Annotated in this window: 18 protein-coding genes; 7 read left to right on the forward strand and 11 right to left on the reverse strand. The window is 48.1% G+C overall.

Going from position 1 to position 23146, the window contains the following annotated elements:
• Positions 1-8 precede the first annotated feature (8 nt).
• Positions 9-824 carry an adenosylcobinamide-GDP ribazoletransferase gene (locus ACNI23_RS14615; protein ID WP_420249762.1) on the reverse strand — a complete coding sequence of 272 codons (816 nt, stop codon included), beginning with the start codon at positions 822-824 and terminating at the stop codon, positions 9-11.
• Positions 825-905: 81 nt separating this feature from the next.
• On the opposite strand from ACNI23_RS14615, the gene ACNI23_RS14620 reads away from it, so the two are divergent.
• The 4 genes from ACNI23_RS14620 (at position 906) to ACNI23_RS14635 (ending at position 6781) form a co-directional block, all read left to right on the forward strand.
• Positions 906-3356 carry an RHS repeat domain-containing protein gene (locus ACNI23_RS14620; protein ID WP_420249764.1) on the forward strand — a complete coding sequence of 817 codons (2451 nt, stop codon included), beginning with the start codon at positions 906-908 and terminating at the stop codon, positions 3354-3356.
• Positions 3357-4262: 906 nt separating this feature from the next.
• Positions 4263-4733, forward strand: a complete 471-nt coding sequence (locus tag ACNI23_RS14625; RefSeq protein WP_420249766.1) for a hypothetical protein — start codon at positions 4263-4265, stop codon at positions 4731-4733.
• 633 nt (positions 4734-5366) lie between these two features.
• On the forward strand, positions 5367-6041 hold the full coding sequence (locus ACNI23_RS14630) for a hypothetical protein (RefSeq protein WP_420249768.1): 675 nt from the start codon (positions 5367-5369) through the stop codon (positions 6039-6041).
• Between the two features lie 56 nt (positions 6042-6097).
• Positions 6098-6781 (forward strand): hypothetical protein, encoded by a 684-nt coding sequence (locus ACNI23_RS14635; protein WP_420249770.1) that lies wholly within the window; start codon positions 6098-6100, stop codon positions 6779-6781.
• Between the two features lie 55 nt (positions 6782-6836).
• On the opposite strand, the gene ACNI23_RS14640 is transcribed toward ACNI23_RS14635, so the two are convergent.
• Together ACNI23_RS14640 and ACNI23_RS14645 are read right to left on the reverse strand one after the other, a co-directional pair.
• Complete coding sequence (locus ACNI23_RS14640; protein WP_420249772.1) at positions 6837-7634, reverse strand: SAM hydrolase/SAM-dependent halogenase family protein; 798 nt, start codon at positions 7632-7634, stop codon at positions 6837-6839.
• A gap of 2 nt (positions 7635-7636) precedes the next feature.
• Positions 7637-8530 (reverse strand): YitT family protein, encoded by an 894-nt coding sequence (locus tag ACNI23_RS14645; protein ID WP_420249774.1) that lies wholly within the window; start codon positions 8528-8530, stop codon positions 7637-7639.
• A 205-nt stretch (positions 8531-8735) separates the two neighbouring features.
• Between ACNI23_RS14645 and argS the strand changes: the two genes are divergently transcribed.
• From argS to ACNI23_RS14660, 3 genes are all read left to right on the forward strand, one after another.
• Positions 8736-10379, forward strand: a complete 1644-nt coding sequence (gene argS, locus ACNI23_RS14650; protein ID WP_420249775.1) for an arginine--tRNA ligase — start codon at positions 8736-8738, stop codon at positions 10377-10379.
• A gap of 19 nt (positions 10380-10398) precedes the next feature.
• A complete protein-coding gene (locus ACNI23_RS14655; protein ID WP_420249777.1) occupies positions 10399-11118 on the forward strand; it encodes an SPOR domain-containing protein in 720 nt (239 codons plus the stop codon).
• Positions 11119-11189: 71 nt separating this feature from the next.
• The gene (locus tag ACNI23_RS14660) at positions 11190-11510 is read left to right on the forward strand and encodes a hypothetical protein (RefSeq protein WP_420249779.1); all 321 of its coding nucleotides are present in this window, start codon (positions 11190-11192) and stop codon (positions 11508-11510) included.
• 67 nt (positions 11511-11577) lie between these two features.
• On the opposite strand, the gene ACNI23_RS14665 is transcribed toward ACNI23_RS14660, so the two are convergent.
• The 8 genes from ACNI23_RS14665 to ACNI23_RS14700 all read right to left on the reverse strand — a co-directional run bounded on the left by ACNI23_RS14665 (position 11578) and on the right by ACNI23_RS14700 (position 23128).
• Positions 11578-12288, reverse strand: a complete 711-nt coding sequence (locus ACNI23_RS14665; RefSeq protein ID WP_420249780.1) for a hypothetical protein — start codon at positions 12286-12288, stop codon at positions 11578-11580.
• Positions 12289-12368: 80 nt separating this feature from the next.
• Entirely contained in the window at positions 12369-13223 is an 855-nt protein-coding gene (locus tag ACNI23_RS14670; protein ID WP_420249782.1) for a DMT family transporter, read from the reverse strand.
• A 238-nt stretch (positions 13224-13461) separates the two neighbouring features.
• Positions 13462-15249, reverse strand: a complete 1788-nt coding sequence (locus tag ACNI23_RS14675; protein WP_420249783.1) for an ATP-binding protein — start codon at positions 15247-15249, stop codon at positions 13462-13464.
• Positions 15250-15412: 163 nt separating this feature from the next.
• Positions 15413-16105: a response regulator gene (locus ACNI23_RS14680; protein ID WP_420249785.1), complete on the reverse strand. Its 693-nt coding sequence runs from the start codon at positions 16103-16105 to the stop codon at positions 15413-15415.
• 70 nt (positions 16106-16175) lie between these two features.
• Complete coding sequence (locus ACNI23_RS14685; protein WP_420249787.1) at positions 16176-18014, reverse strand: methyl-accepting chemotaxis protein; 1839 nt, start codon at positions 18012-18014, stop codon at positions 16176-16178.
• 40 nt (positions 18015-18054) lie between these two features.
• Entirely contained in the window at positions 18055-19242 is a 1188-nt protein-coding gene (locus ACNI23_RS14690; RefSeq protein WP_420249789.1) for a SpoIIE family protein phosphatase, read from the reverse strand.
• 2 nt (positions 19243-19244) lie between these two features.
• Complete coding sequence (locus ACNI23_RS14695; protein ID WP_420249790.1) at positions 19245-20258, reverse strand: chemotaxis response regulator protein-glutamate methylesterase; 1014 nt, start codon at positions 20256-20258, stop codon at positions 19245-19247.
• Entirely contained in the window at positions 20255-23128 is a 2874-nt protein-coding gene (locus ACNI23_RS14700) for a response regulator (protein ID WP_420249791.1), read from the reverse strand. Before ACNI23_RS14700 ends, ACNI23_RS14695 begins: the two co-directional genes overlap by 4 nt.
• Positions 23129-23146: the final 18 nt, after the last annotated feature.

Below are 23146 nucleotides of genomic sequence, written 5' to 3' on the forward strand. Positions count from 1 at the left end.
CCCTTATATCAATTCACTGCACAGAATGCCAGTAGTCCTGCCAATTCGCAAAGCACCACTGCCGCGCCTAGGAAATCACCATTGGCTCCGTTGACCCGTTTCGCCAGCCGGAACAAAAATAAAATCGCGCCGCCGCAAAAAACATAAGCCAGCAGTTGCACCATAGGACTGACCGCAAACGCTCCTGCAAGGATTGCAGTTAACGCCCCGACTCCAATGGAAAGTCCATCGGCTCCGCGCATGGACAAGCTGCCTTGCCCCGGCCTTGCCAACGGCTTGCCGACCATACTCATCAACGCATTACCAAACCTGCCGAGCACGAAAATCCAGATGACAGCCCCATAAGCCCCGGCTTCATAGACATAGAAGAAGCAAACCGCCTGCCCCAGTACTGCCAGCACCGAAGCCAGCACCCCGAACACACCGGAGCAGCTATCCTTGATGATTTTCCAAAAACGCTCCGGATCGGGATAAGGACCGGCCCCGTCGGCAATGTCCGCAAAGCCGTCAAAATGCAATCCACGGGTCAGGTAAACAGATGCCGCCACAGTCAGCCAGCTCTGAATCCAGAACTTGCCCGCAAACAAGCCCAACCAGAACGGAAGCACAACAACCGCACCCAGTACCAGCCCGCTAAGGGGCATCCACTTAACAGTACGCCCGATATCATCAGCTTCAATCTCCATAACCGGACCGATACGGGTCATGAAACCTAGTGTAATTAATATGTCACGAAATATATTCATCCAAACAGTATCAATAATTTTCTTTATTTTCTCAAGGCGGACCTGAATTGCCTGAAAAAGGTCCGCCCTGCCCGGCATACTGAGTCAAGGGAGATGGATTCTTTTGAACCATATGGGTTCAAAGTACATCTCCCAAAACTCTAACACGGGAGAAAAGATATGAAAGATTTCAACCGCTACCGGATGGAGCTTAGACCACGTAATGAAATTACAACCGGATTGGTGCTTTATGGTGAAAACGAACCGCCGGAAAGACAGCTCGAAAACCTCTGGAAAATAACTGACCTCAGCACAGGTGAAGAACTTACCGAACCCAAAATTGATTTCTCCGAATTTTCCAAAGGAGACATCATGTACCCCTCCATGATGAAACCGGAGGTCAAACACAAATGGGATCAGAAACAGTACGAACACGAAGAAGCAAAGGCTTCATTTGCCAAGCTGAAACGCATAATCCATGCCCGGTTTATGGAACAGAACCCTGATCTGCCTTTAGTGAAAAATTTGAAACAGACTACCTACGGCAACGCAATCCAGAACGAGTTCAAAAAACTTGTCAGTAACCGAGATTTCATACTTAACCCCGGAAGCCCGCAAACAGGCACAGGGAAATCAATCCGTGATGAGTTGAAACGAGACAATGTGGATATTAATGAAATCGCCGATGAAGTCCTCCAATTCCTGACCCCGGAACCAGAAAACATCTATGCGCTACTGGCTGTGAACAGGGATGAAAACCTGCGGATCGAAGACAAACTGCTGGTATCATCAGAATCCACCCATGTCCTTGAATACGGATATGATGAAGGAGGACGCCTGCAGGCTGTGAAGTACTGCGGCGAACCTGTGGAAATCTACCATTACAACCAATTGGGGCAACGGATATTCTCTCAGGTCGCAAGCGGAGAAAAACTGGAATACCAATATAACGAACTTGGGCAACTCGAACGCGCCGGAAACACGGCATATGTTTACGATCAAAATGGCCACCTTTCAGAAAAAAACTCCCCCGAAGGCGTAACCAAGTACGAATACCTCGAAACAGGCCAGCTCTGCGCAGTGCGCCTGCCAAATGGAACCCACATTGAATACCATTTTGATGAGCGCGGTTTCAGGGCTGCCAAGTACGTTAACGGCAAGCTCGTCCAACGCTACCAGTGGCATAATCTGACCACCCTTGTTGCAATGGAAGATGCAGAGGGCATCAGCAGGTTCCATTACAATGAGCACGGGCGCTGCATGGGAATGAAGCGTAATGGTCAGACCGCACTCTTTGCAACCGATCAACTGGGCAGCATCTTTAATATTGCGGATTCATCAGGAAAAAGTGTACAGGAAATTCTATATGATTCTTTCGGCCGACAGATACTGAACAGTGATCCCGAAGAGGAGCTACTGCTCGGATTCGCCGGAGGTCTCTATGATTCCGATACCGGGCTGATCCACTTCGGATACCGCGAGTACGATCCGGCTATCGGCAGGTTCATTTCTCCTGATCCGCTGGGCTATGCTGGCGGGGATGTGGATGTTTACGGTTATTGTCTGGATGATCCGGTTAACTTTGTTGATCCACTTGGATTGAGATCGCATAACGGCATGCATGGTGCCTTCGGCGGCGGGAATATCGATGGCAGAGCCAAGTCATCCCTTGGATCTAACAGGAACAAAAACAAAGACTCTGACGAAAAGTCATCAGACACCAATTCGAACAAATCAATCGGACACGGGGGCGTCTTTGGTGCTTTCGGCACAGGAAAGATCAACGGAAAAGCCAATTCAAGTCTTGGATTTAATGGAAACACAAGTCTCAAGACCACTGGCAATCCGACAAACTCCAACAGCTACAGTATGAATGAACTAGGCGGCTATGCTCACTATACCGGCTATGCAGGACCAAACTTTGCGGAGTATCTTGGAGCAGGTTTTAATCAAAAACTTTCACGCTTGGCGGACCTCAATGATCTGTGGAGCGGAATGCCCGCGAAGCCGACTGTTCAGCAAACACGTCAAGAAAAAAGACAGAATCTGGCCCGTCGTGGCATAATTGATTTAACCAACAATACGCCAAGTCTTCTGGCAAATACTCTTGATAATACAAAGCCCGATAAACCAGAAGGAGGCGTGGGCACCAGCATTATTACGGGTAAATCAAGCGTACAGCATGCCCGGGAGATGGAAAGTCTTGTTAAGGATAAACAAGCAAAAGAGGATCGTAAGGCTAGAGAAAAAGCGGAAATGGTCCAACAAAAAATAGGGATGGCAGCCTCAAAGGCCAGCCAGCAGCAGAGTCCCTTGGCAAATACTGTTAATAATGCACAGCAAGCCAAGACAAGCATGCTTACTACAAAAGAAGAAGCGATTCTTGGCCCAAATCAAAACAAGGTTGATAACAAACAAAAGCAGTCGCCTATAGGAAAAAATGTTGGAGTTGGTTTTAGCGGAAGCTTTGGACTAGGGGTGTTAGGAGGATCATTTGGGTTTAAAGCGGTTCGGCTTGCCAATGGCAATCTTGCAGTGCTTCGAGATGCTAGCGGGGAGCTGACACTGGCATTGGAATTAATAGCAAAATTTCCGCCCATTCTTCGGATTCAAGAGGAAGCGCAGGGTTAGGGGGACAGAGTCTGGAACATAGCACTACTATTGATCCAAAGGTTACACCCTTTACTGTTGGAATATCCAAAAGTTATAGTACGGGAGCAAATGCTACTGATTACGAGTTGAGCCCAAACCGCTTAAGCATAGGACCCGATAAGTTGAAACAACCAATTACCAATTCGGTAGGAATCACCCACACAAAAGTCATTGGTGAATATGACGTTATTCCAGACCCGATAAACGATATCTTTGATTACTTCCTTTCACAAAATAGGACCAAGTATCAAACAGGCAAGAACAAAACAAAATGATTTATAAACTTTGCAAGGCAGGAATTTATTCCTGCCTTATTAGTAGGACAAAATGATTTATTTTAAATTTAGAAATTCTTTTTATTTATTTATTTGTTCCATCATGTTTTTGGGGATTTTTTCATGCTTAATTGATGGTGATTATCTGGAATTATTACCTCCTTGCATATTTATTTTTTTCTTACTTTTTTTATATAAGGACAAAATGACTTTAAAAACCAAAGGAGATGACGGAATCACTATAAATTTTTCATTTTACCACACTAAAATACGTTATAGACAAATAGAATGCATCGAGAATGTTGAGGACTTCACAGAATCTTCATATTATAGGTGGGGAGTAAGGTGTTTTCATATTAAAACAGCAAAGAATAAATACTATGTGCACTACGATAAAAACGAAAGTGATGATGTAAAAAGAATTTTTGAGGTAGTCGGTAGTGCCTGTCCATAAGTAGCTATAGTCCCACAGCCCCCGGACTGCGGTTCGGAGGCGATTTCATCGTTAGCCTTTCCGACAACTTTACAACTAGCAAAAGAATAACCGAGTACAGCCCAGTCCCTGACAAAGACCGTTAATAATACACAGCCCGATAAGCCAGAAGGAGGCGTGGGAACCAGCATTCTAACAGGTAAATCAAGCGTACAGCATGCCCGGGAGATGGAAAGTCTTGTTAAAGCAAAAGGCTATAGTACTCCAAGCTTAACACAGGACCAACCTGAAGATGCAAGCGTGGGGAAAAAATCGTCAGCAAAAAATGAACAGCCGAAAATGGAGCAGTATATTGCTATTGGAAAATTCGGTATTCCCCAAAGTCTCCTGACAGCAAATGTAAAGAAGCAGCAGGCCAAGACAAGCATGCTTACTACAAAAGAAGAAGGCGGCGTCTTGGACGCTCTTGGAAAAATGAGGGATGGTTTTAGTACAGCTGTATCCAGATTTGCTGATGTCTTTGACACTCAAGGGGATGATGTAATTAATTATGGTCCTTATGTAAGTAATGAGACGAAAGATATAATGAATAAGATGGCAAAACAAGCGCATGAAACGGGAAAAAAAGAGTGCGCGTGGAGGAATTAAAAGGTTCGGTCCTGTAGGTGTACTTACGTACCCTGTGGGATCTGCTTATGGTGCAGCTGATTACATGCTTAGAGGGCCTGTGTTTGATTCAGTGAAAAAGCAAATGCAAAATTGGAATTCAAATTGAAAAGTTCATTATATTTAACTTTAAAGGTGTAAAATGACTTTATATGGGTTTGTCTCATTGATTGATACTTTTGTTTTTGTTCTTATTTTCCTTAGAATAAGAATTAAATGCCCTGAGTGTCAAAAAATTCAAACTTGTTATAGCTACAAGCAATGTGGTTTTGTTTTGTTTTTTTCAGTTATAATATTTATTTTTTATGATATTTTAAATGGTAAAATAGATGTAAGTTGGATTGACCTCATGTTTGGAGTCATGGCTATACAGTTACTTAGAAGCTGGCCTGCATTCTTTTGTCGTCATTGCTTTAAGAAAATTCCTCTCAAAGAAGAATGCATTTTAAGTAAACCTTTTTTTTTATTAATACCAAAAGGCCCCTCATTTCGATGCGGGGTCTTTTGCTTTGTAAGCTATTATTGAAAAAAGAAACGAAAAAAACACAGCACCAATGATCAGGTCAGCCCCCGGACTCCGGTTCGGGGGCAGTTTCATTGTAAGTTTCCCTGAAAATGACATGGACCAAATCAAGCCCGCAACATGCCCGGGAGATGGAAAGTCTCGTTAAAACAAAAGGCTGTAGTACTCCAAACTCAACACAGGACCAGCCTGAAGATACAAGCGTGGGGAAAAAATCGTCAGCAACAAATGAACAGCCGAAAAGGGGGCAGTATATTGCTATTGGAAAATCCGCTGTTCCTCAAAGTCTCCTGACAGGGAAAAAGAGAAACAAAGGTTTTCTCGAAACAGCAGGCGAATACATATCGGAAAAAATTGATGAGGCTTTGGATTATTCACACAAGGCTTATAGTCCGCTCACCCATCCCGATACCAAAAAACAGGCTTCAGATTTTATCAAAGATAAAATAAACGGGAAGCAACCCGCGCATAAGCCAGTCACCGAGACTACCAAGCAGGGCTGGAACAATATGATAGAAAAAGAACTATTAAAGCAGAAGAACAAAGACACGGCTGCAAGAAATCTTAAACCGAGTAAGGTTACTGATATTTTCAGCAGTGATCCTAATGTGAGAAAAAACCGTATTAATACAATTAAGGCTGGGGTTGAAGGCGGATTGAAGAACTACGTGGATGTTCAGCTTTCCACTCCTGATACGGTGATTGCTCCTACTATAGAGGTGCTCGAACAAATGAATAATATTATGAAAAAAAATAAGAAAAAATAGAAAAACATCTTGCAGCGGCACTTCTGTGCCGTTGCAGGGAATAATTTGAGGAGCTTATGATTTTAAACAAAATAATCCATAATATTAAATCTGTAATTATTACAAGTTGGCCTTTCTTGGTATTTGTGTCTGTATATTTTGTATATATAGCGATGTCTGTTTTTTTTGTTGGAGTTACAGAATATGCATCTGTTTATACCTCAAGTTTATTTGTTTCTTTTGCTTTAAGTTGCATTGCTTGTAGAGATTTGGGCTTGAAAATAATCAGATTTGATTTTCAATTTAGGATGGCGTTTGTTTATTTGACCTTGTTGTTAATTAACAAATTGGCTTTGATGTCAGCATCCACCATAGACAATAGCTTTATTGAAGTTAAAGAAGCGACATCAACTTTTATTCTAAGTTTTTTCCCAGACATACAATATGAATTGTCATATAAAGGCTCCTTGGGTATTATTATGGAATCTTTGTTTTATGGTTTTTTTTCTCCTCTTATATATTCTTTTGCATGTTTATGCTTTTCTTTAAAAAAAATACTCACTGTCTCTGTTTTTAATTTACTATTAGGCACTCTTTTACTTACTATTAATGGTATAATATTCGGAGCCTTGGGATTGTTAGCACAGGTGAAACCAGAACTGTATTTTGCCCCATTTTTTGCTATAAATTTTCTCATGCTGATCGTTTTGTCTTATGTTGTGGGCAAAAATTCTTTTGCTGAAACTGAGAATGCTTCATAAATAATTACAATGCCCCCGGACTCCGGTCCGGGGGCACCCACTATTCATCTCCACATCAAAACTTCAAAGTCAAAACATCCCCCGGCTCAAGGCCTAGCATTTCCGAGGCTGCTCCGCGGTTAAGGGCCAGCTCGTAATAGCCTTGGCTTCCGGCTAAAAGTCCGGTGGCCCCTGTTTCAAGCTCTGCGTAGCAGCAGACCCGCTTTACGCAACCGTCATCATTGCCGGAGAGCAACAGATCTTCGGGGATACACATGCGCTCGGGCAGGGTCTGGGTATCGGGGATGTTCAACACAAGATTACCGAAGCGGTCTTTGTGCAGAATGGTTGCATTTACTCCGTCTGCAATCCAGACGGGTTTGTTGATTCCGGTACGTACAATTTCACGCAGGGGAAGCTTGGGGCCGAGGGATTCCAGTGAAATTCCGTTTGCTATGGATGCAGCCAGCGGCGCAAAGATATCCCGACCATGAAAGGTTGCGGAGCTGTGAATCTTGGAAGCTGCTTCGCTGAGATCAGTAACAATCATTGTCCCGGAAAAACGGGCTTCAGCCAGTTCAAGGACTCCATTGTCCGGCGCAAGCACAACCTGCTCCCCGAACTCTGCGGCGATGATCCGGCGGGCACTGCCTACGCCGGGGTCGATTACAGTAATGAAGACTGTATCCTTTGGGAAATGTTCCATCGCCCCGGAAAGAAAAAAAGCGCCCTGCGAAATACAAAACGGTTCAACTCCGTGGCTGACATCTATTATCCGCGAGTCAGGGGCCAGATCAGCCAGTACCCCTTTCATCTGGCCCACGTAAGGATCATCGAGTCCGAAATCAGTCAAAAGCGCAATTGTTCTGCTCATAGCTACCTCGGCACGGAAAAACCTTTCCCGAGTACGCTGAAAGTTGATTCGATTATGACAAAGGCTGCCGGATCAATCGTGAAAACCGTTGCTTCAAGACGCTTGATCCTGAATGAATCGACCACGGTCAGGATAACTGTCTTTTCCTGTCCGCTATAGCCGCCCTTGGCATTAAGCAGTGTGGTTCCACGTCCTGTTTTAGACATGATTGCCCCTGAAACATCTTCGGGATAAGTGGTGATGATCAGTGCCATTTTACGCTGGTTGAACAAGCGCTGCACCCCATCAATGGCAGCTGAAGCAACATATATCATTGCCAATGAATAAAGAACATCGTTGAGATTGAGCCAGATGGTTCCGAATCCGAGCACAATGGCGTTAAAAGCCATGGAAAACTGCCCGACCTTAATTCCGAGCTTGTCACGGGCCAGAATCTGCAGGATGCCAATACCGCCCGTTGATCCCAGTGAACGCAGGGATATACCGGACCCAAGGCCCAGAACCACCCCTCCCGCAAGTACGGCCAGCCACTTGTCGTCAAACGCAACTGTCCAAGGCACCAGATCAATAAAGATACTCATGGTGACCATACCGTAGAGGCTGTAGAGAAAAAAACGCCTGCTTATGAAAAACCAGCCCACAAGAAAAACGGGTACGTTAAGCAGAAACACCCAAGCACCGGAGGATAGGGACGGAAAAATATAATACCCCAGCAAAGCCAGGCCGGATATACCGCTGGGCAAAAATGCATTGGGAATAATCACCGTCTTGATAGCCAAGGCAGTAAGGAAGGAACCGAAACTCAACAATCCGAGATTCCACGGGATAGTATAACTTAGCCTTTGAAAACGGCTGACAACTGCGTCCAATTCAATTTCTCCTTTGTATGGCGCCATGTTTTGGGATATCAAAGGAAATAACAATAGCGGTTTCCACTTTCAAGTCCGTTTTGCATTAGGCAATGACTTTCAAGGCTCGGAATGAACACTTGGAAGCTGTAAAGAAAGATGATAAGCGAAGCATGCCTATCACGCATTAAACAGCCGGGATGACGTCCGCTCATCCAGCAGGCTGTAATTCCATAAGGAGATTTCATCCACCATGAAAGCTAAACAACACCTTGAAAAGGTACTCGGTTCCATTCTCGAAGCCAAGGGCTGGGAATGGCCGGAGAAGGCCGTTATCGAGCCTCCCAAAGATAAAAAATTCGGCGACATGTCCGCAAACATCGCCATGATGCTCTCCAAGCAGGCCAAAATGAATCCCCGCGCCATCGCGGAAACCATTCAGTCCGAGCTGGACGGAGACAAATACATCGAGAAAGTTGATATCGCCGGACCGGGCTTCCTCAACTTCACTTTTTCCAATTCCTTCTGGCAGGACCTCGTTCCCGAAGTACTGGCCAAAGGCGCGGACTACGGTCGCAGCGAAATCGGCAAGGGCACCAGAATTCAGGTGGAATACGTTTCCGCCAACCCCACCGGACCGCTGCACATCGGTCACGGTCGCGGTGCCGCCCTCGGTGACTGCCTTGTGCGCATACTCGAATTCACCGGATATGACGTGGAAGCAGAATACTACGTCAACGATGCAGGCCGCCAGATGCTCATCCTCGGCAACTCCATCTGGGTCCGCCTGCAGCAGTCTCAGGGCCGCGATATTGCTGATCCCGAAGATTTCTACAAAGGCGATTACATCAAAGACCTCGCAGCCGAAGTACTGGAACGCAATCCCGGTATCCTCGATATGAACGATGACGAAGCCATCGCCATCTGCCGCGAATACGGTAAGGATGAAATCCTTGAAGGTATCAAGAAAGACCTCGCTGCCTTTGATGTACGTCACGATGTATGGTTCTCAGAAAAAAGCCTCGTAACCGCCAACAAGGTTGAAGAAACCTTTGCCGACCTCAAAGCTCGCGGCATGGCTTACGAAGAAGACGGCGCACTCTGGTTCAAATCCACCGAACTTGGTGACGACAAGGACCGCGTACTGCGCAAGTCCAACGGCGACCTGACTTATTTCGCTTCCGACATCGCCTACCACGATGATAAATACAAACGCGGATTCGACATTGTAGTCGACATCTGGGGCGCAGACCACCACGGTTACATCCCCCGCATGCAGGCCGCAGTGGAAGCTCTCGGCAAAAAAGGACAGCTTGATGTAATCCTCGTACAGTTGGTTAACCTGCTGCGCGGCGGTGAGCAGATCGCCATGTCCACCCGTGCCGGTAAATTTGAAACCCTCGAAGACGTGGTTAACGAAGTGGGCCGCGACGCATCCCGCTTCATGTTCCTCTCCAGAAAGAGTGACAGTCACCTCGACTTCGACCTTGAGCTGGTCAAGCAGAAGACCATGGATAACCCGGTCTACTACGTGCAGTACGCTCACGCGCGTATCTGCTCCGTAATGCGTAAAGCCGCTGATCAGGGCATCGCAGTTCCCGCAATTGATACAGCACCGCTCTCCGCCCTGACCAATGCGGAAGAACTGAACCTCATGAAGCTCATGGACCAGTTCGCAGATGTTGCAGAAAACGCAGGTAAAAACATGAGCCCGCACGTAATCAGCTACTACCTGCGCGACCTCGCCAGTGCCCTGCACAGATTCTACAGCATGCACCACATCCTTTCTGCTGAAGAAGATGTTATCGCAGCAAGACTGGTTCTGCTGCAGGCAGTTGCAAGAACCCTTGCTAACGGCCTGAGCCTGCTTGGTGTTTCCGCTCCCGAAAGCATGTAATAATAAACCGGAGTTCCAAATGGCTACGCCCAGAAAAAAGAAGACCGCTCCCGCTCAGGAAAAGACATTTACCTTTACCTTCACCATGCCCGAAATAATCGGACTGTGTGCCGGGGCTGTTGCAGCCTTGTGCGCCTTCTTTGTGCTGGGAATTCTGCTGGGCCGGGGCTATCAGCCTGAAAAGGATGTACCCGAAATAGCCATGATGCTGCCCAGCCAGAACAACGCTTCCGGGGAAGTGAAAGGCGGAGTACTCAAGCCCGAAGAGCTGGACTATATAGACCAGCTCAAAAAAAAGCCTGAGTCTGCCGTAAGACCGGAAGAGCCGAAGAAGGAAGTAACCAAAGCCGCTCCGGTAAAAAAGGCTGAACCTGCAAAGACAGCGCAGCCAGCACCCAAAGCAGAAGTTCAGGTAGCGGCAAAGGCTGCTGAAGTTAAGCAAGCCGAGCCGGAACCTCCGGTGGAAATCGATAATCCCGCGGAAGTGAACGAACCGCAGTACAGCTATGTATATCAGGCTGCATCCTTCGGTGATACTGCACGGGCACAGGGCTTTGCCAACAAGCTCATCTCCAGCGGCCTCGATTCATATGTAGAGGCAGGGAAAAGCGGAACCCGCACATGGTACCGTGTTTTTGTCCGCCATACCGGAACGCCGGATTCCACCACTGCAATGAAACAAGTGCTCGCCAAGTACGGTATCAAGAAGCCGCTTCTTAAGAGCAAGAAAGCGATTTAAATAGTGACCCCGGAAGTTTTAACTTCCGGGGTTCTTTTTTATGATCACACCCAGAACCAAAGAAGCCCTCAATGAATGAAATACTCCTCGCTCTGTTGATAGGTTGTGTAGCTGGAATTATTGATATTACCCCAATGATCAAGCAACGGCTTGGTGTCTTTGCAATCAGTTCCGCCTTTACACAATGGCTGGTTCTGGGATTATTAATACCAAATACAACCCTCTTCGGATTATCCGGCTGGGCCAACGGAATGACCATTGCCGTCCTAACAGCCCTGCCCATCATCATTCTTGTTGCAGAAACAGACAAGAAAGCAGTTCCGATCATCATCTCAATGTCGGCGATTCTCGGCAGCGCAGTGGGAGCAGCGGGTAATTATTTCGGACTGTAAGCAGCTTCGTAATAAAAAAGGCGGCCATTAACGGCCGCCTTTTTTACTCTGTGAAGATTTCATACATCTAAAAATCAAATGCATTTCGTAACTTGCTATGAAGTTCAGCATTCTCTTTTTTAAATCGTTCAATGTATGCAACTTTTTTGGGATCACCATTAATCTTTATAACATTCCAATCCGAAGCTCCCCATTCGGCGTTTTCCGGAGCTTCAAAGCCGTCTGTTTCAGGATTGATCAAATAAGAATATGAAAGATATCTGCATTTTATTCTTTTTCCTGTAAGGATATGGCGTGATTCAATAAAATTACCGGGCAATACTAATTTATTGGCAGTCATATATTCATATGCATCTCGTACTGCTTCAGAATCCTTTTTCCCAAATCCTGGACGTATGTGGTTAATCAACCAACCATCGAGAGGCTTTCCCATTGTGTTCTGGGTAACCTCAGTGAATAGTATATTCGTTCGCTGTAAATATTTATTCGGCCAGTACCCTGTGTATTTATTTTTTGCAGTATCCCTCGCTATTAAAAGAGCTTTGCCCGGCTTGTTCTCTTTAATTACCGTGAGTACCAGCTCGTCAAAATTTCTTTTATCCGCCTTTCCCCTGCCGATGACTTGCCAATCACCTTCGGGCAAGGGGACTGACATCCCCCTGAATTCAATACTATCATTATAAATCTTACCAACCGGATACGCTTCTTGAACTGTATGTGAAACACATCCTGCACCCAAAAGCATGAGTGAAACTAAAAACAAAAACCTAAACTTCATAATAACCCCTCTTATATAATATAGATTGAAACGGATACGATCTATAACATATCAACTTCAATAGCAATAAGACTAATAAGTTAGTTATTAATTCGTAAAAATTTAAAACCTGATAATAGCGGCCACACCCCGCGCATCGTAACCGACAAAATCACCACCATCCCGCCGATGATGGCCCATTTCCCGGGAATCTCGCCGTAGCCGACAGCTACCAAAATCGGATTGAAGATCGGCTCAAGGGTCATGATCAGGATTGCTTCCAGCGCTCCTAGACGTTTGATAGCCCATGTGTATAGGGCGAGGGATATCCCCTGTTGAAAAATACCCAGATAGACAAGCCCCATCCAGCTTTCGGCTGAGGGCATAGCGCTGAACATGAAAGGCAATCCGCAACACGCGGTGAGCAGATGCCCCATGATCACGGATTCCACCGGAGAAGCAGATTTCTGGGCTCTCATGCAAAGAGTGAATATGGCGTAGGAAATACCTGTGACTACGGCGATGATGTTACCCCAAAGTCCACTTGGAGACAGCTTATCAAGGAAGAATAAAACCATGCCGCCCACAGTTACAGCTATGAAAATCCAATCGCTACGGCTGGTTTTCTCTTTGAGAAACCAAGGGGCGAGCAACGCCACATAGACCGGGGCAGTGTAGGCAAGCAGGATAGCATTGGCGGAGGTGGTCAGTTTAGTGGCTGCTACGTTGGTGATAAGCAGTCCGGCGTAGCCTGCTGCCGCTCCCAACTGCACAAATGAAAATCCTAATTTCAAACGACCCCGGAAGAGAATAACAAGAGTCAAAGCAGCCAAAGCACTGCGCACCCCGGTAATAGCCATAGGATTCCAGTCCACCAGCTTGATTGCCAGCCCGCCGGAACTCCAGATCAGAGCCGTGGCGGCCATGAGAAGCACTGCTTTGGATTTTTCGTTCAAACCGGACCTCCCCTAAGTTTGCACGAAATCTACCCTTTCTCTACTCGCATTGTCACCAATATAATGACGCAAAACAAAAACGGCTACCCCGTAAAGAGACAGCCGAATAGATTACAATTTTACTAACAACGCGGCGAAGCCTTAATAAAAGTTTTTGAAGAGTCCAGAGAAACTTTTTTCAAAAAGTTTCTTTGGCCGCCGGAGGCAAAATATATTCATTAAAAACCGCGATAGCGCATCAACTAACTGCCTGAAGAGGCAGGGAGAAAACAAAGGCTGTGCCTTGTCTATGACCTTCCGGAGGACATTGCACGGATATTTCGCCGCCGTGGTTGGAAACGATATGCCGGGAGATGGCAAGGCCTAGTCCGGTAGACCCGAACTCATTACGCCGAAATTTTTCCACGGAATAAAACCGCTCAAATATACGCGGCTGATCCGCTGCGGGAATCCCCGGCCCGGAATCAATTACAGCAAGCTGCAAACGCCCTTCTCGCACACGGTGCTCAACAATTACCGGATTCTCCTCAGGCCCGTACTTGATACCGTTCTCCAGCAAATTCCTGAACAACTGCATAAGCTGCCCGGAATCAGCCATTACAGTAAAATCACCTTTTTCAAAACTGCGCCTGAGATCGACCTTTCGTTTTTTGGCAAGCCCGGAACAGGCCTCCCACGCTTCACGCAAGGCATCGGTAGGATCAATAGGCATGAGCTCAACCTTTTCATGTCCGCTTTCAAGCCTTGAAAGATTGAGCAGATCATCAACAATCTTGCACATATGGTTGGCATTCTTCTCAATTGTTGCCAGAAATTTTTTCTGTATGGATTCCGGCGGAGGAGGATCAGAAAGCAGAGTCTCGGCATAGCCTTTGACGGACGTAAGGGGTGTACGCAGTTCGTGGGATACATTGGCTACGAAATCCTGACGCACTGTTTCCAGCCGCTTGATCTCACTTATATCATGAAATACGGCGATTGCTCCCGGCCCCTGCCCCGGCTCTGAGGTATGCGGAGAACGGACGATATTCACATCGTAAACCCGACCATTGGGCAGAACGATCTGCACTGTTGTTGCCTCCGGTCCTTCCGGTCCAACCACCTCCCTGCAAGCATCGTAAAGATCAGGGCTGGGGATAATTTCCAGAGGAGTACGGTCCAAATTATTCTGAATACCGGGGAAAATTCCTTGCAGGGCACGGTTAACGCTCAAAATACGGCAACTGCCGTCCAAAACCATAACCCCATCCCACATACCGTTGAACACAGCCTGAATCTTGTTCCTTTGGCCGGTAATAGTGCTGACGTGCTCATCAATACGCGCAGCCATCCAGTTAATGGAATTGGCAAGGGGAATAAACTCCTTATCAGGGAAAGACCTGATCCTGCGCTTGTAATTACCCTGTCCCACAGCCTCGGCAGTACGGACCATGGACTCTACCGATGAACTGAGCTGCATGGTCACAAAACGGATAACCCCGTAGCAGACAAGAGCCACAATAGGCAGCGCCCAGAAAAAGACCTTGAGAATCATGCCCATTCTTTCTTCCGGCCCGTGCAGGGACTCCCTGATTACCAGATAACCCGCCGGTGACTCCACACCATGGGAAACCTTTACAGCGCCCATCATGAACTCCTTTCCGTCCAGAGGATCTTCCTGCAGCTGCAATCCGGGCTGAACGCCCTCCGCGTTCCTGATTTGAGCATCATCCAATGAGATGGAATCCCCGACAGCCCAAGTGGGCTGTACAACCTTTTTACCATCGACAGAAATATACCCGACTTCTGTTCCCAGCATGCCGGACACAGCTTCTACACGGCTCTGTACTCCGGCACCGTCACTCTTTCTATAGATGCGTCTGGCAAGCTCCATCTTATCACGCACGCTGTTTTGTGAGTCCTCCATCAGATCGGCCTTCAGCAGATGATAGGCAAAGCCCAGAGGCAGACTGACACAGATAGCAGCTGTCAGGCACACTGCAATAAATAACTTGCTCTTAATTGAAAATTTAAGGTCGCTGTTCATAATTGGTCTTAAAGTCAGAATGTTAAATAAATACGCTGACAACTTAACATGGAATCAACGCCTAAAAGTGACAATCAGGTAAGGATTACTTTAAGGACGCAACAAAGCCCCCCGGAAATTCCGGGTGCAGATTTATCCATTGATGCAGTTTGGTAGGGCTGCCCTAAGAATGCTTGAAACGGTAGCCTACGCCTCGAACAGTCTCGATGTAATCTGCGTAGGGTCCAAGCTTCTGGCGCAGCCTGCGGATATGAGTATCCACTGTTCTGGAATAACCTTCAAAATGGGTATCCCAGACAGTATCCAGCAGATGGTCACGGGTACGCACCTTGCCTTCGTGTTGCAGGAGTTCAGAAAACAACTTGAACTCGGTAGCGGTAAGAGCCACAAGATCTCCATCGCACTCCACGGTGTGGGCTTCGAAATCCACGGAAAGGCCCTCACGGCTCCATTTTCCGGGACGGCGCGGCTCAGGCTGTTCAGTACTGCGGCGCAGTACGGCCTTGACCCGAAGGACAAGCTCTCGGGGGCTGAACGGTTTGACGATATAATCGTCAACGCCGAGCTCAAGACCTACGACCCGGTCCACTTCCTCTCCCTTGGCTGTGAGCATAATAACCGGGATGTGCTGAGTGGCGACTTCCTGCTTCAGTCTGCGGCAGACTTCAAGCCCGTCTATACCGGGCAGCATCAGATCCAGAAGGATCAGGTCCGGGGTTTCTTTTCTAGCCTGATCAAGGGCTTTATGACCGTCCATGGCGGTTACAACCTCGTAACCGGAAGAGGTAAGGTTGTACTTCAACAATTCAATAGTATCGTTATGGTCTTCAACAACCAGTATTTTCTCAACTGACACATTTATCTCCTTTTGGTCGGACCTTACCTGTAACAATGGTACGAATTAAGACGGAGTCGTTACAACTATGTTAATTATCCGAATTAGGCTCAGTTTCTGACTTGGTTGTGTCTTTTTTTTCACCCGCAGCTTTGAAGAAATCGTCTTCAACAGTCTGGAAACCGTCAACCGCCCCGCTCAAACTCTGTACAGTATAATTCAAACTTGCCACGGTTCGCTTGAAATCTTCAAGGTATTCGGTGGTTCCGGCAGCAGCTTCACTCAAGTCAGACATAGCATCGCTTATCTGTTCCGCACTGTCAGCCTGATCACCCATGGAACGGGAAACATCCACAAAACGGGGTTTTAGTACCCGAACCTGTTCCACAATCTGTCCAAGATCGGCACTCATCTGCTCAACTTCATCAACGCTTGAGCGTACTTCATGATTGAAAGTCTCCATCTCCATGACCCCGGAACTGACGGCGGATTGCATGTCCCTGACCATTAATTCAATATCTTCAGCAGCAATTACGGTCTGGTCAGCCAGCCTGCGCATCTCACGGGCAACCACTGAAAATCCCTGTCCGAACTGCCCGGCTTTTTCCGCTTCAATGGCCGCATTTAGGGAGAGAAGGTTTGTCTGGTCCGCAATTCTGGCAATGGTGGTCACAATATGATTGATCCTGCTGGCCTTTTCATCAATAGCTGCCAAGCGTGAAGCAACACTTTCAGTAGAATTAACAAACCTTATCAAGGACTGCTCACGCCGTTCGATGTTGCCCTGCAGGGTCTCGGCCATATGGGCAGATTCACTGGCGCTTTCGGCAACATCAGCCATTACTTCGACTAAATCTTTGGAAGTCTTGCTGATCAGCCTGCTGGTAGCGGTGACTTCATTAGTCGAAGCAGCCTGCCTGTTTACTGCCGAATCAATATACTCAGCTGTAGACCTGATTTTATTTCCGGCCACAGAGACATTATCACCGGAAGACTGCACTTCCCCGATCAGTTCTGACAACCCTGAGACCATCGTCTCAAAAGATGTCACCAGATTGCCGATCTCGTTGCCCGGCCTGATAATCCTGCCCGCAAAGAATTTCCCTTCGGCCATATTCTTCATCTTGCGGATGGAAACACTGGCTCTATGCAGGTCCCCGGCAGCAATATCTTTGGCAATGTCGGTTATGCGGGAGACAGGGCTAAAAATAAGGTTCAATCCGAAAAGCAGAAAGCCAAGGGTTACAGCAATAAAAACACAACCCATGAAGACCACTGCTCCTAGAGCCTGATTGGATGCAGCAGTCATGGCAGCCAAAGGAATGGCTGAAATCATAGCACATTCAATACGACCCGGTTTGCGGTAATAGCCCATATCATCCTTAACCGGATATCTGCTCTTCATGGACGGGGGAGCATCCTTGGGGTCACCGTGGCAAACCATACAGGAAGGCTTGTTGGACTCACCTTCAGCCACGATAAAAGACTCTATCCCATTGATATTACGGATTTCCTCGATAAATGGCCTTTTACCTTCACGGGCCATGGCATCAAGCTCCTCAATAATCCGGGCCTCATCAGTTGTGGCCAGATTGTCAGGGTTACGGGGCTTGGTGGATGCGGTCTTGAAAGTAAGATCATGCCTGTAAAGATCAGGAATACGCCCGAAGACTCCGTTGGCGGTAAAAGATGTGGACTGCAACTCTGGAACAAACATATTCTTAGGCAGGATCTCCGTAGCATTAGGACGGATTACCGACCCGGTATGCTTACGCACTGCCTTCATGGTATGGAGCATGATTTCTGCCTTGGACCGGAACTGGTCCATCAGGGTCTCACGGGCATAGTCTGAAACCAGCCACATTATGGATACGGTCAAGGCTATGCAGAAAACCACACATCCGGCTATGAACTGTTTGCGGATACTCATTATCAGTCCTCTTTAATTCCCAATTAATTACCTGATATATTTAGGCAAAAACAAACTCAACCATGGAAAAATCATCTTCATAAAGCTCACGGCCCTGCAATTCACGGGTATAAGCTATCAGCTGGTCAATTGGCTTACCCAGTTCTCCTCCGGTATCTCTCATGAACCCGGCAAATTCATCAAACTCCCACATCTTGCCATCGGAAACCTTTTTAAGCTCATAAACACCATCGCTGTAGAGAAAGAACCGAGCTCCCGGCTCAACGGTCACGGAATCGCTGGTATAGGTCATATCCGGCATGCCGCCCACAATCATCCCCGGAGTACGCAACTGTTTTGCTTCCCTGCCCACAATAAGCAGTGCCGGAGGATGACCGCCGCTGGAATAGGTCAGGGTCCGGTCGGATTTACGGTAAACGCCATACCACATGGTAAAATAAAGATTGTTCTGCTGATCCATCTGGAAAGAATCGTTCAAAGCTTCCAGAACCTTGTCCGGCTTGAGAAAATCCGTATCCGGCAGGGTTTGGGAACGAAGCACGTTCATGGCTGAAACAGAAAGCAAAGCGGAGCCGACTCCATGGTCGCAGACATCAAGCAGATACATGGCAAAATGGTCATCATCCAGCCAGTGATAGCCGAAGGAATCACCTCCCAATGATGTAGAAGGAATAAAACGCCAGTCAGCCTGAATCTCTCCCTCTTTAAGCGGATCAGGAAGAAGCGAGGTAACATAGTCGGCGGCAACCGCCAGCTCCTTACGCATCGCGTCCCTGCTTTCACGCAACTGCTCGTAAGCCTCATTCCTCTGCAAGAGGTTGATGTAACCCTTGGAGTGGTAACGGATTCGGGCCAGCAGCTCGATACGATCAGGCAGCTTGACCAGATAATCATTGGCTCCGAGAGCAAATGCTTCGGCCTTGGTAGCAGGTTCTTCCTTAGTTGAAAGTACGATAAGGGGGATATCTTTAAGCTTGGAATTTACCCGCATGAACTTGACCATAGTCATGCCGTCAATCTCGGGCATAACAAGATCCTGTAAAATTACTGTCGGCTGCAGCTTCTCAGCAGTGGGGATGGCCTTGGTCGGGTCACTCACAAAGTGGAAATCAATGTCATCCTCGCCCGCGAGCATACGACGTACCGCCTCCCCTACCATAGGCTGGTCATCGATGAGCAAAACATTGATCTTATGTTCGGTGAGTAGTTGCTCTTTAACTTCGGTCATCCTTAACTCCTGAAACGTTTTTTAAAATGCCTTACCAGCAATCCGGCCATATCCTCGATGGAACATATTTCTCTTGCCGCCCCCAACTTCACCGCTGCACCGGGCATGCCCCAGACAACGCTGGACTCCTTATCCTGTGCCACGGTCATCCACCCGGAGTTCCTGAGCTCGAACATCCCCCGAGCTCCATCGGCCCCCATACCTGTAAGCAGTACTGCCGCTGAATTGGACGGAAATCCTGCACAGCAGAGACTTTCGAAAAGAACATCAACAGAAGGCACGTAAATATTCTCACCGGCCCCTCGGGACAATTCCACAATGCCTCCCTGCGCCATGCGCATATGCCGGTCACCGGGTGCGATTACCACCTTTCCGGCCTGCATAAGCATGCCGCTGCGGGCAAGTTCGACCGTCAACCCGGTCTGACTGTCCAGCCATTGGGCAAGATTTTCGGAAAAATTACCGTCCACATGCTGGGCAATGGCTATGGCAGCCGGAAAATCTTCAGGCAAAGACCCAAGCAGGGTCGCCAAAGCAGACGGTCCGCCGGTGGAACTGCCTATTGCCAGCAGCGGTGGAACCTTCCTTACTTCCGGTGCCGGCCTGTAAGCCGCCTTCACTTGTTTATTACCACGCAGCTTACCGATTACCGAAATTTTGGCGAGGAGCGCTTGTGCGCCTTCAATGGAACCGTTTTCCTGACGGGGAGTGGAAACCACATCAAGCGCGCCGGCTCCCATGGCTTCGAAGACCTTGTTGGAATTCTCTTCAATGCTGGCTGTAACAATCAGAACCGGACAAGGACATTTCTGCATAATCTCCTGTGTAGCCCCGGCCCCATCCAGCACAGGCATAATCAAATCCATAAAGACGAGATCGGGGACATCGGCACAGCACTTTTCAACAGCCCTTTCCCCGTTATGGGCTATCCAAACAATTTCGTGTCCGGCATCAACAATCACTTTTTTTAGAATATCAACCGCTGAAGCCTGATCATTCACAATACCTATTCTCATTTTCCAGCCCCGCCTATAAGGTCTTCAACTGCCGAAAGCAGGGTTTCATCATGAAAACTGCTCTTGGTTAAATAATAGTCTGCTCCGGCTTCAAGGCCGCGAAGTTTATCTTCCTTGCGATCCTTATAGGAAACCATCATTACCGGGATGGATTTAAGGTCCGGGTCACCCTTTATCCTGCTGGTCAGTTCCAGACCGTTCATACGCGGCATGTCCACATCAGTGACCACAAGATCATAGTTTCCTGAAATTACGGCATTGAGACCATCCTGCCCGTCAACCGCCGTATCCACTTCATAACCGTGGTTGACCAGAAGTTTGCGTTCCACTTCGCGAACGGTGAGTGAATCATCCACCACCAGAATCTTCTGCACCGGACCGCTCTCAGCGGACTCAAGCCCCACCTTGCCCAGCCTGCCGCCGGAAAGAAGGTTATCAATGGAGCGCACAAGATCCTCGGCATCCAGAATAAGCACCGGGGAGCCGTCAGGCATCATAGCCACCGAGTTCACATCCGGTACCTTGCCCAGACGATGATCCAGCGGACGGACCACTAGGTCCTGCTCACCCAGGAAATCATCCACCACCAGCCCGTATTTGTTCATGCGGTCACTAATGACCACCACCTTGAGACCGTCTTTTTCAATTTGGGTCGACTGTACGCCCAAAATCTGGGCCGCAGGCACCAAGCCGACATTGGCCCCGTCCAGAGATACATACTGGCGGTCCTCGGCAAGCTTGAGCTGTTCCGGAAAAACCGAAGCAATACGGCTGATACGGCTTAAGGGAATGGCGTAGGGCTGATCGGCAATCTTGACCAGCAAAGTGCGGATAACTGAAAGGGTCAACGGAAGCTGCATGGAAAAAGACATGCCCTGTCCGGGCTCTGAATCAGCACGGACTGTACCGCCGACTTCCTGAACCATGGCGTGAACAACGTCCAGCCCGACTCCACGCCCGGAAATCTCTGTGACCTTTCCGGCAGTGGAAAAACCGGGTAAAAATAAAAATTCCATCAATTCAGCGCGGCTCATTTCTTCAGCCATACGCGCCGGGGCCAGCTTTCGCTCAACCACCTTGGCCCTGATCCGTTCCGGGTCCAACCCCTGACCGTCATCACGGACTTCAATAAAAAGCATCCCGGCCCGATGTCCGGCAACCACCTTAATGGTTCCAGTCGATGCCTTACCAGCAGCCACACGCTCATCCGGCATCTCAATACCGTGGTCAACCGCATTCCTGATCAAATGGTTGAGGGGAGCTTCCAGCTTATCCAGAATATCGCGGTCCACTGAAGTGGTTTCACCTTCAATGATGAAATCTACTTCCTTACCCAGCGAACGGGCCAAATCACGAACCAGACGGGGAAAACCAAGTCCACCATCAGAAAAAGGACGCATGCGGCTGGCAATTACCTCATGGTAAAGCCTGCCGGAAACATTGTCATTACGTCTGCGATAAAGGTCGAATTTATTGATATGCTTAACCAGCATAACCTGACAGTCGTTCACTGCAGCCTTTAAATCATCAACCATATCATCAGCAACTACGCCGTGTTTCACACGCTCGCAGGACTCTTCAAGAAGCTTCATCAGGTCCCGGTGTCCGCCTTTAAGACGTAAAAGAGAAGAAGCAAATTCACCCAGTCTACCTGATTCCACAAGGCTTTCACCTGCAAGGGCCATCAGCCTGTTCAGATTTCCAGCGGAAACACGGACCACGGAATCTTCAGGAGCACGTCCCCCCTGCACAGGAGCAGGAATTTCTGTAGCCGCAGGAACCTCTTTAGCCGGGACCGCAACTGCCTGCTTGTAATCGCCCTGCTCCGGGAAAGCTTCAATAATCTCCGCTACGGTATTGGGATTGGACTCGGGAACAGGTTCGGCCACTGCAGTCGGGATTCTCTGCGGGCAGGCTTCAGCACAAACTATAGTTGCCGCCTCATCATCACCGCGCAAAGCCTTTTCCATCTGATCCATGAATGGCTTGCGCTCACTCAAAAAGGATTGAATGGCATCAGTTTCAAGCTGCGATACATCACGATAAATATCTGTAGCTGCCAGCAACAGGTCAATCTGTCCTGAGTCGAGAACAGTCTCTCCCTTCTGGCAGGAGACGAGCAAATCTTCCATGGCGTGGGCAAGGGCCACAGCATCAGTCAACCCGACTATACGGGCCGCCCCTTTCATGGAATGAGCCGCACGCATAAGCGGTTCCACCTTGTCCGGGGCCTGATCCTTCTCCAGCTCCAAGAGTCCGGCATTCAGTGCTTGCGAATGGCTCTCTGCCTCCATGCGAAAAAGATCGAGCATGGAAAGGTCGGCAAGGGGGATATCCTTCTTGACCGGAGCAACTGCCTGCGCAGGAGCAGGTTCTGAAATTTCCTCTGAATTAATTTGCGGTTCTTCTAACAGCCTTTCCTGTTCTGTGCTTTGAACATCAGCTTCTATTGTGGACTCTGCGGAAGATTCAAGATCAACAGATTCAATACTTGCGAGCAGTTCTTTAAATTCCCCGGCCCTTTCTTCAAGCCAGCCGTCCATTCCATCTGCTTCAACCTCAGCAAGGGAATGCAGGAAACGTGTCCCGTCAAGTAAGGCATCAATAGTCTGCCCAGCAAGGGGGGCCCCTGAACCGGAACACCTGTCCAGCACGGCTTCCATAGCCTGCGAAAGCAGCACAGCATCAGCCAATCCCACAATCTTGCCCGAACCTTTCAGGGCATGAGCTGCATGAATCAAAGGCTGCACTTTTTCCGGGGAGACATCAGCAGCCAGACCGGGGACGCCTTCTTCCAGCACCCGGGTATGATTACCCGCCTCCATGCGAAAGAGTTCCAGCATGGAAAGATCCGCCATATCTCGCGTCACTTTATTTTCTCCCTGTCC

It is taken from the genome of Maridesulfovibrio pacificus (SeqCode) (genome assembly GCF_048612815.1).
Lineage (GTDB): Bacteria > Desulfobacterota > Desulfovibrionia > Desulfovibrionales > Desulfovibrionaceae > Maridesulfovibrio > Maridesulfovibrio pacificus.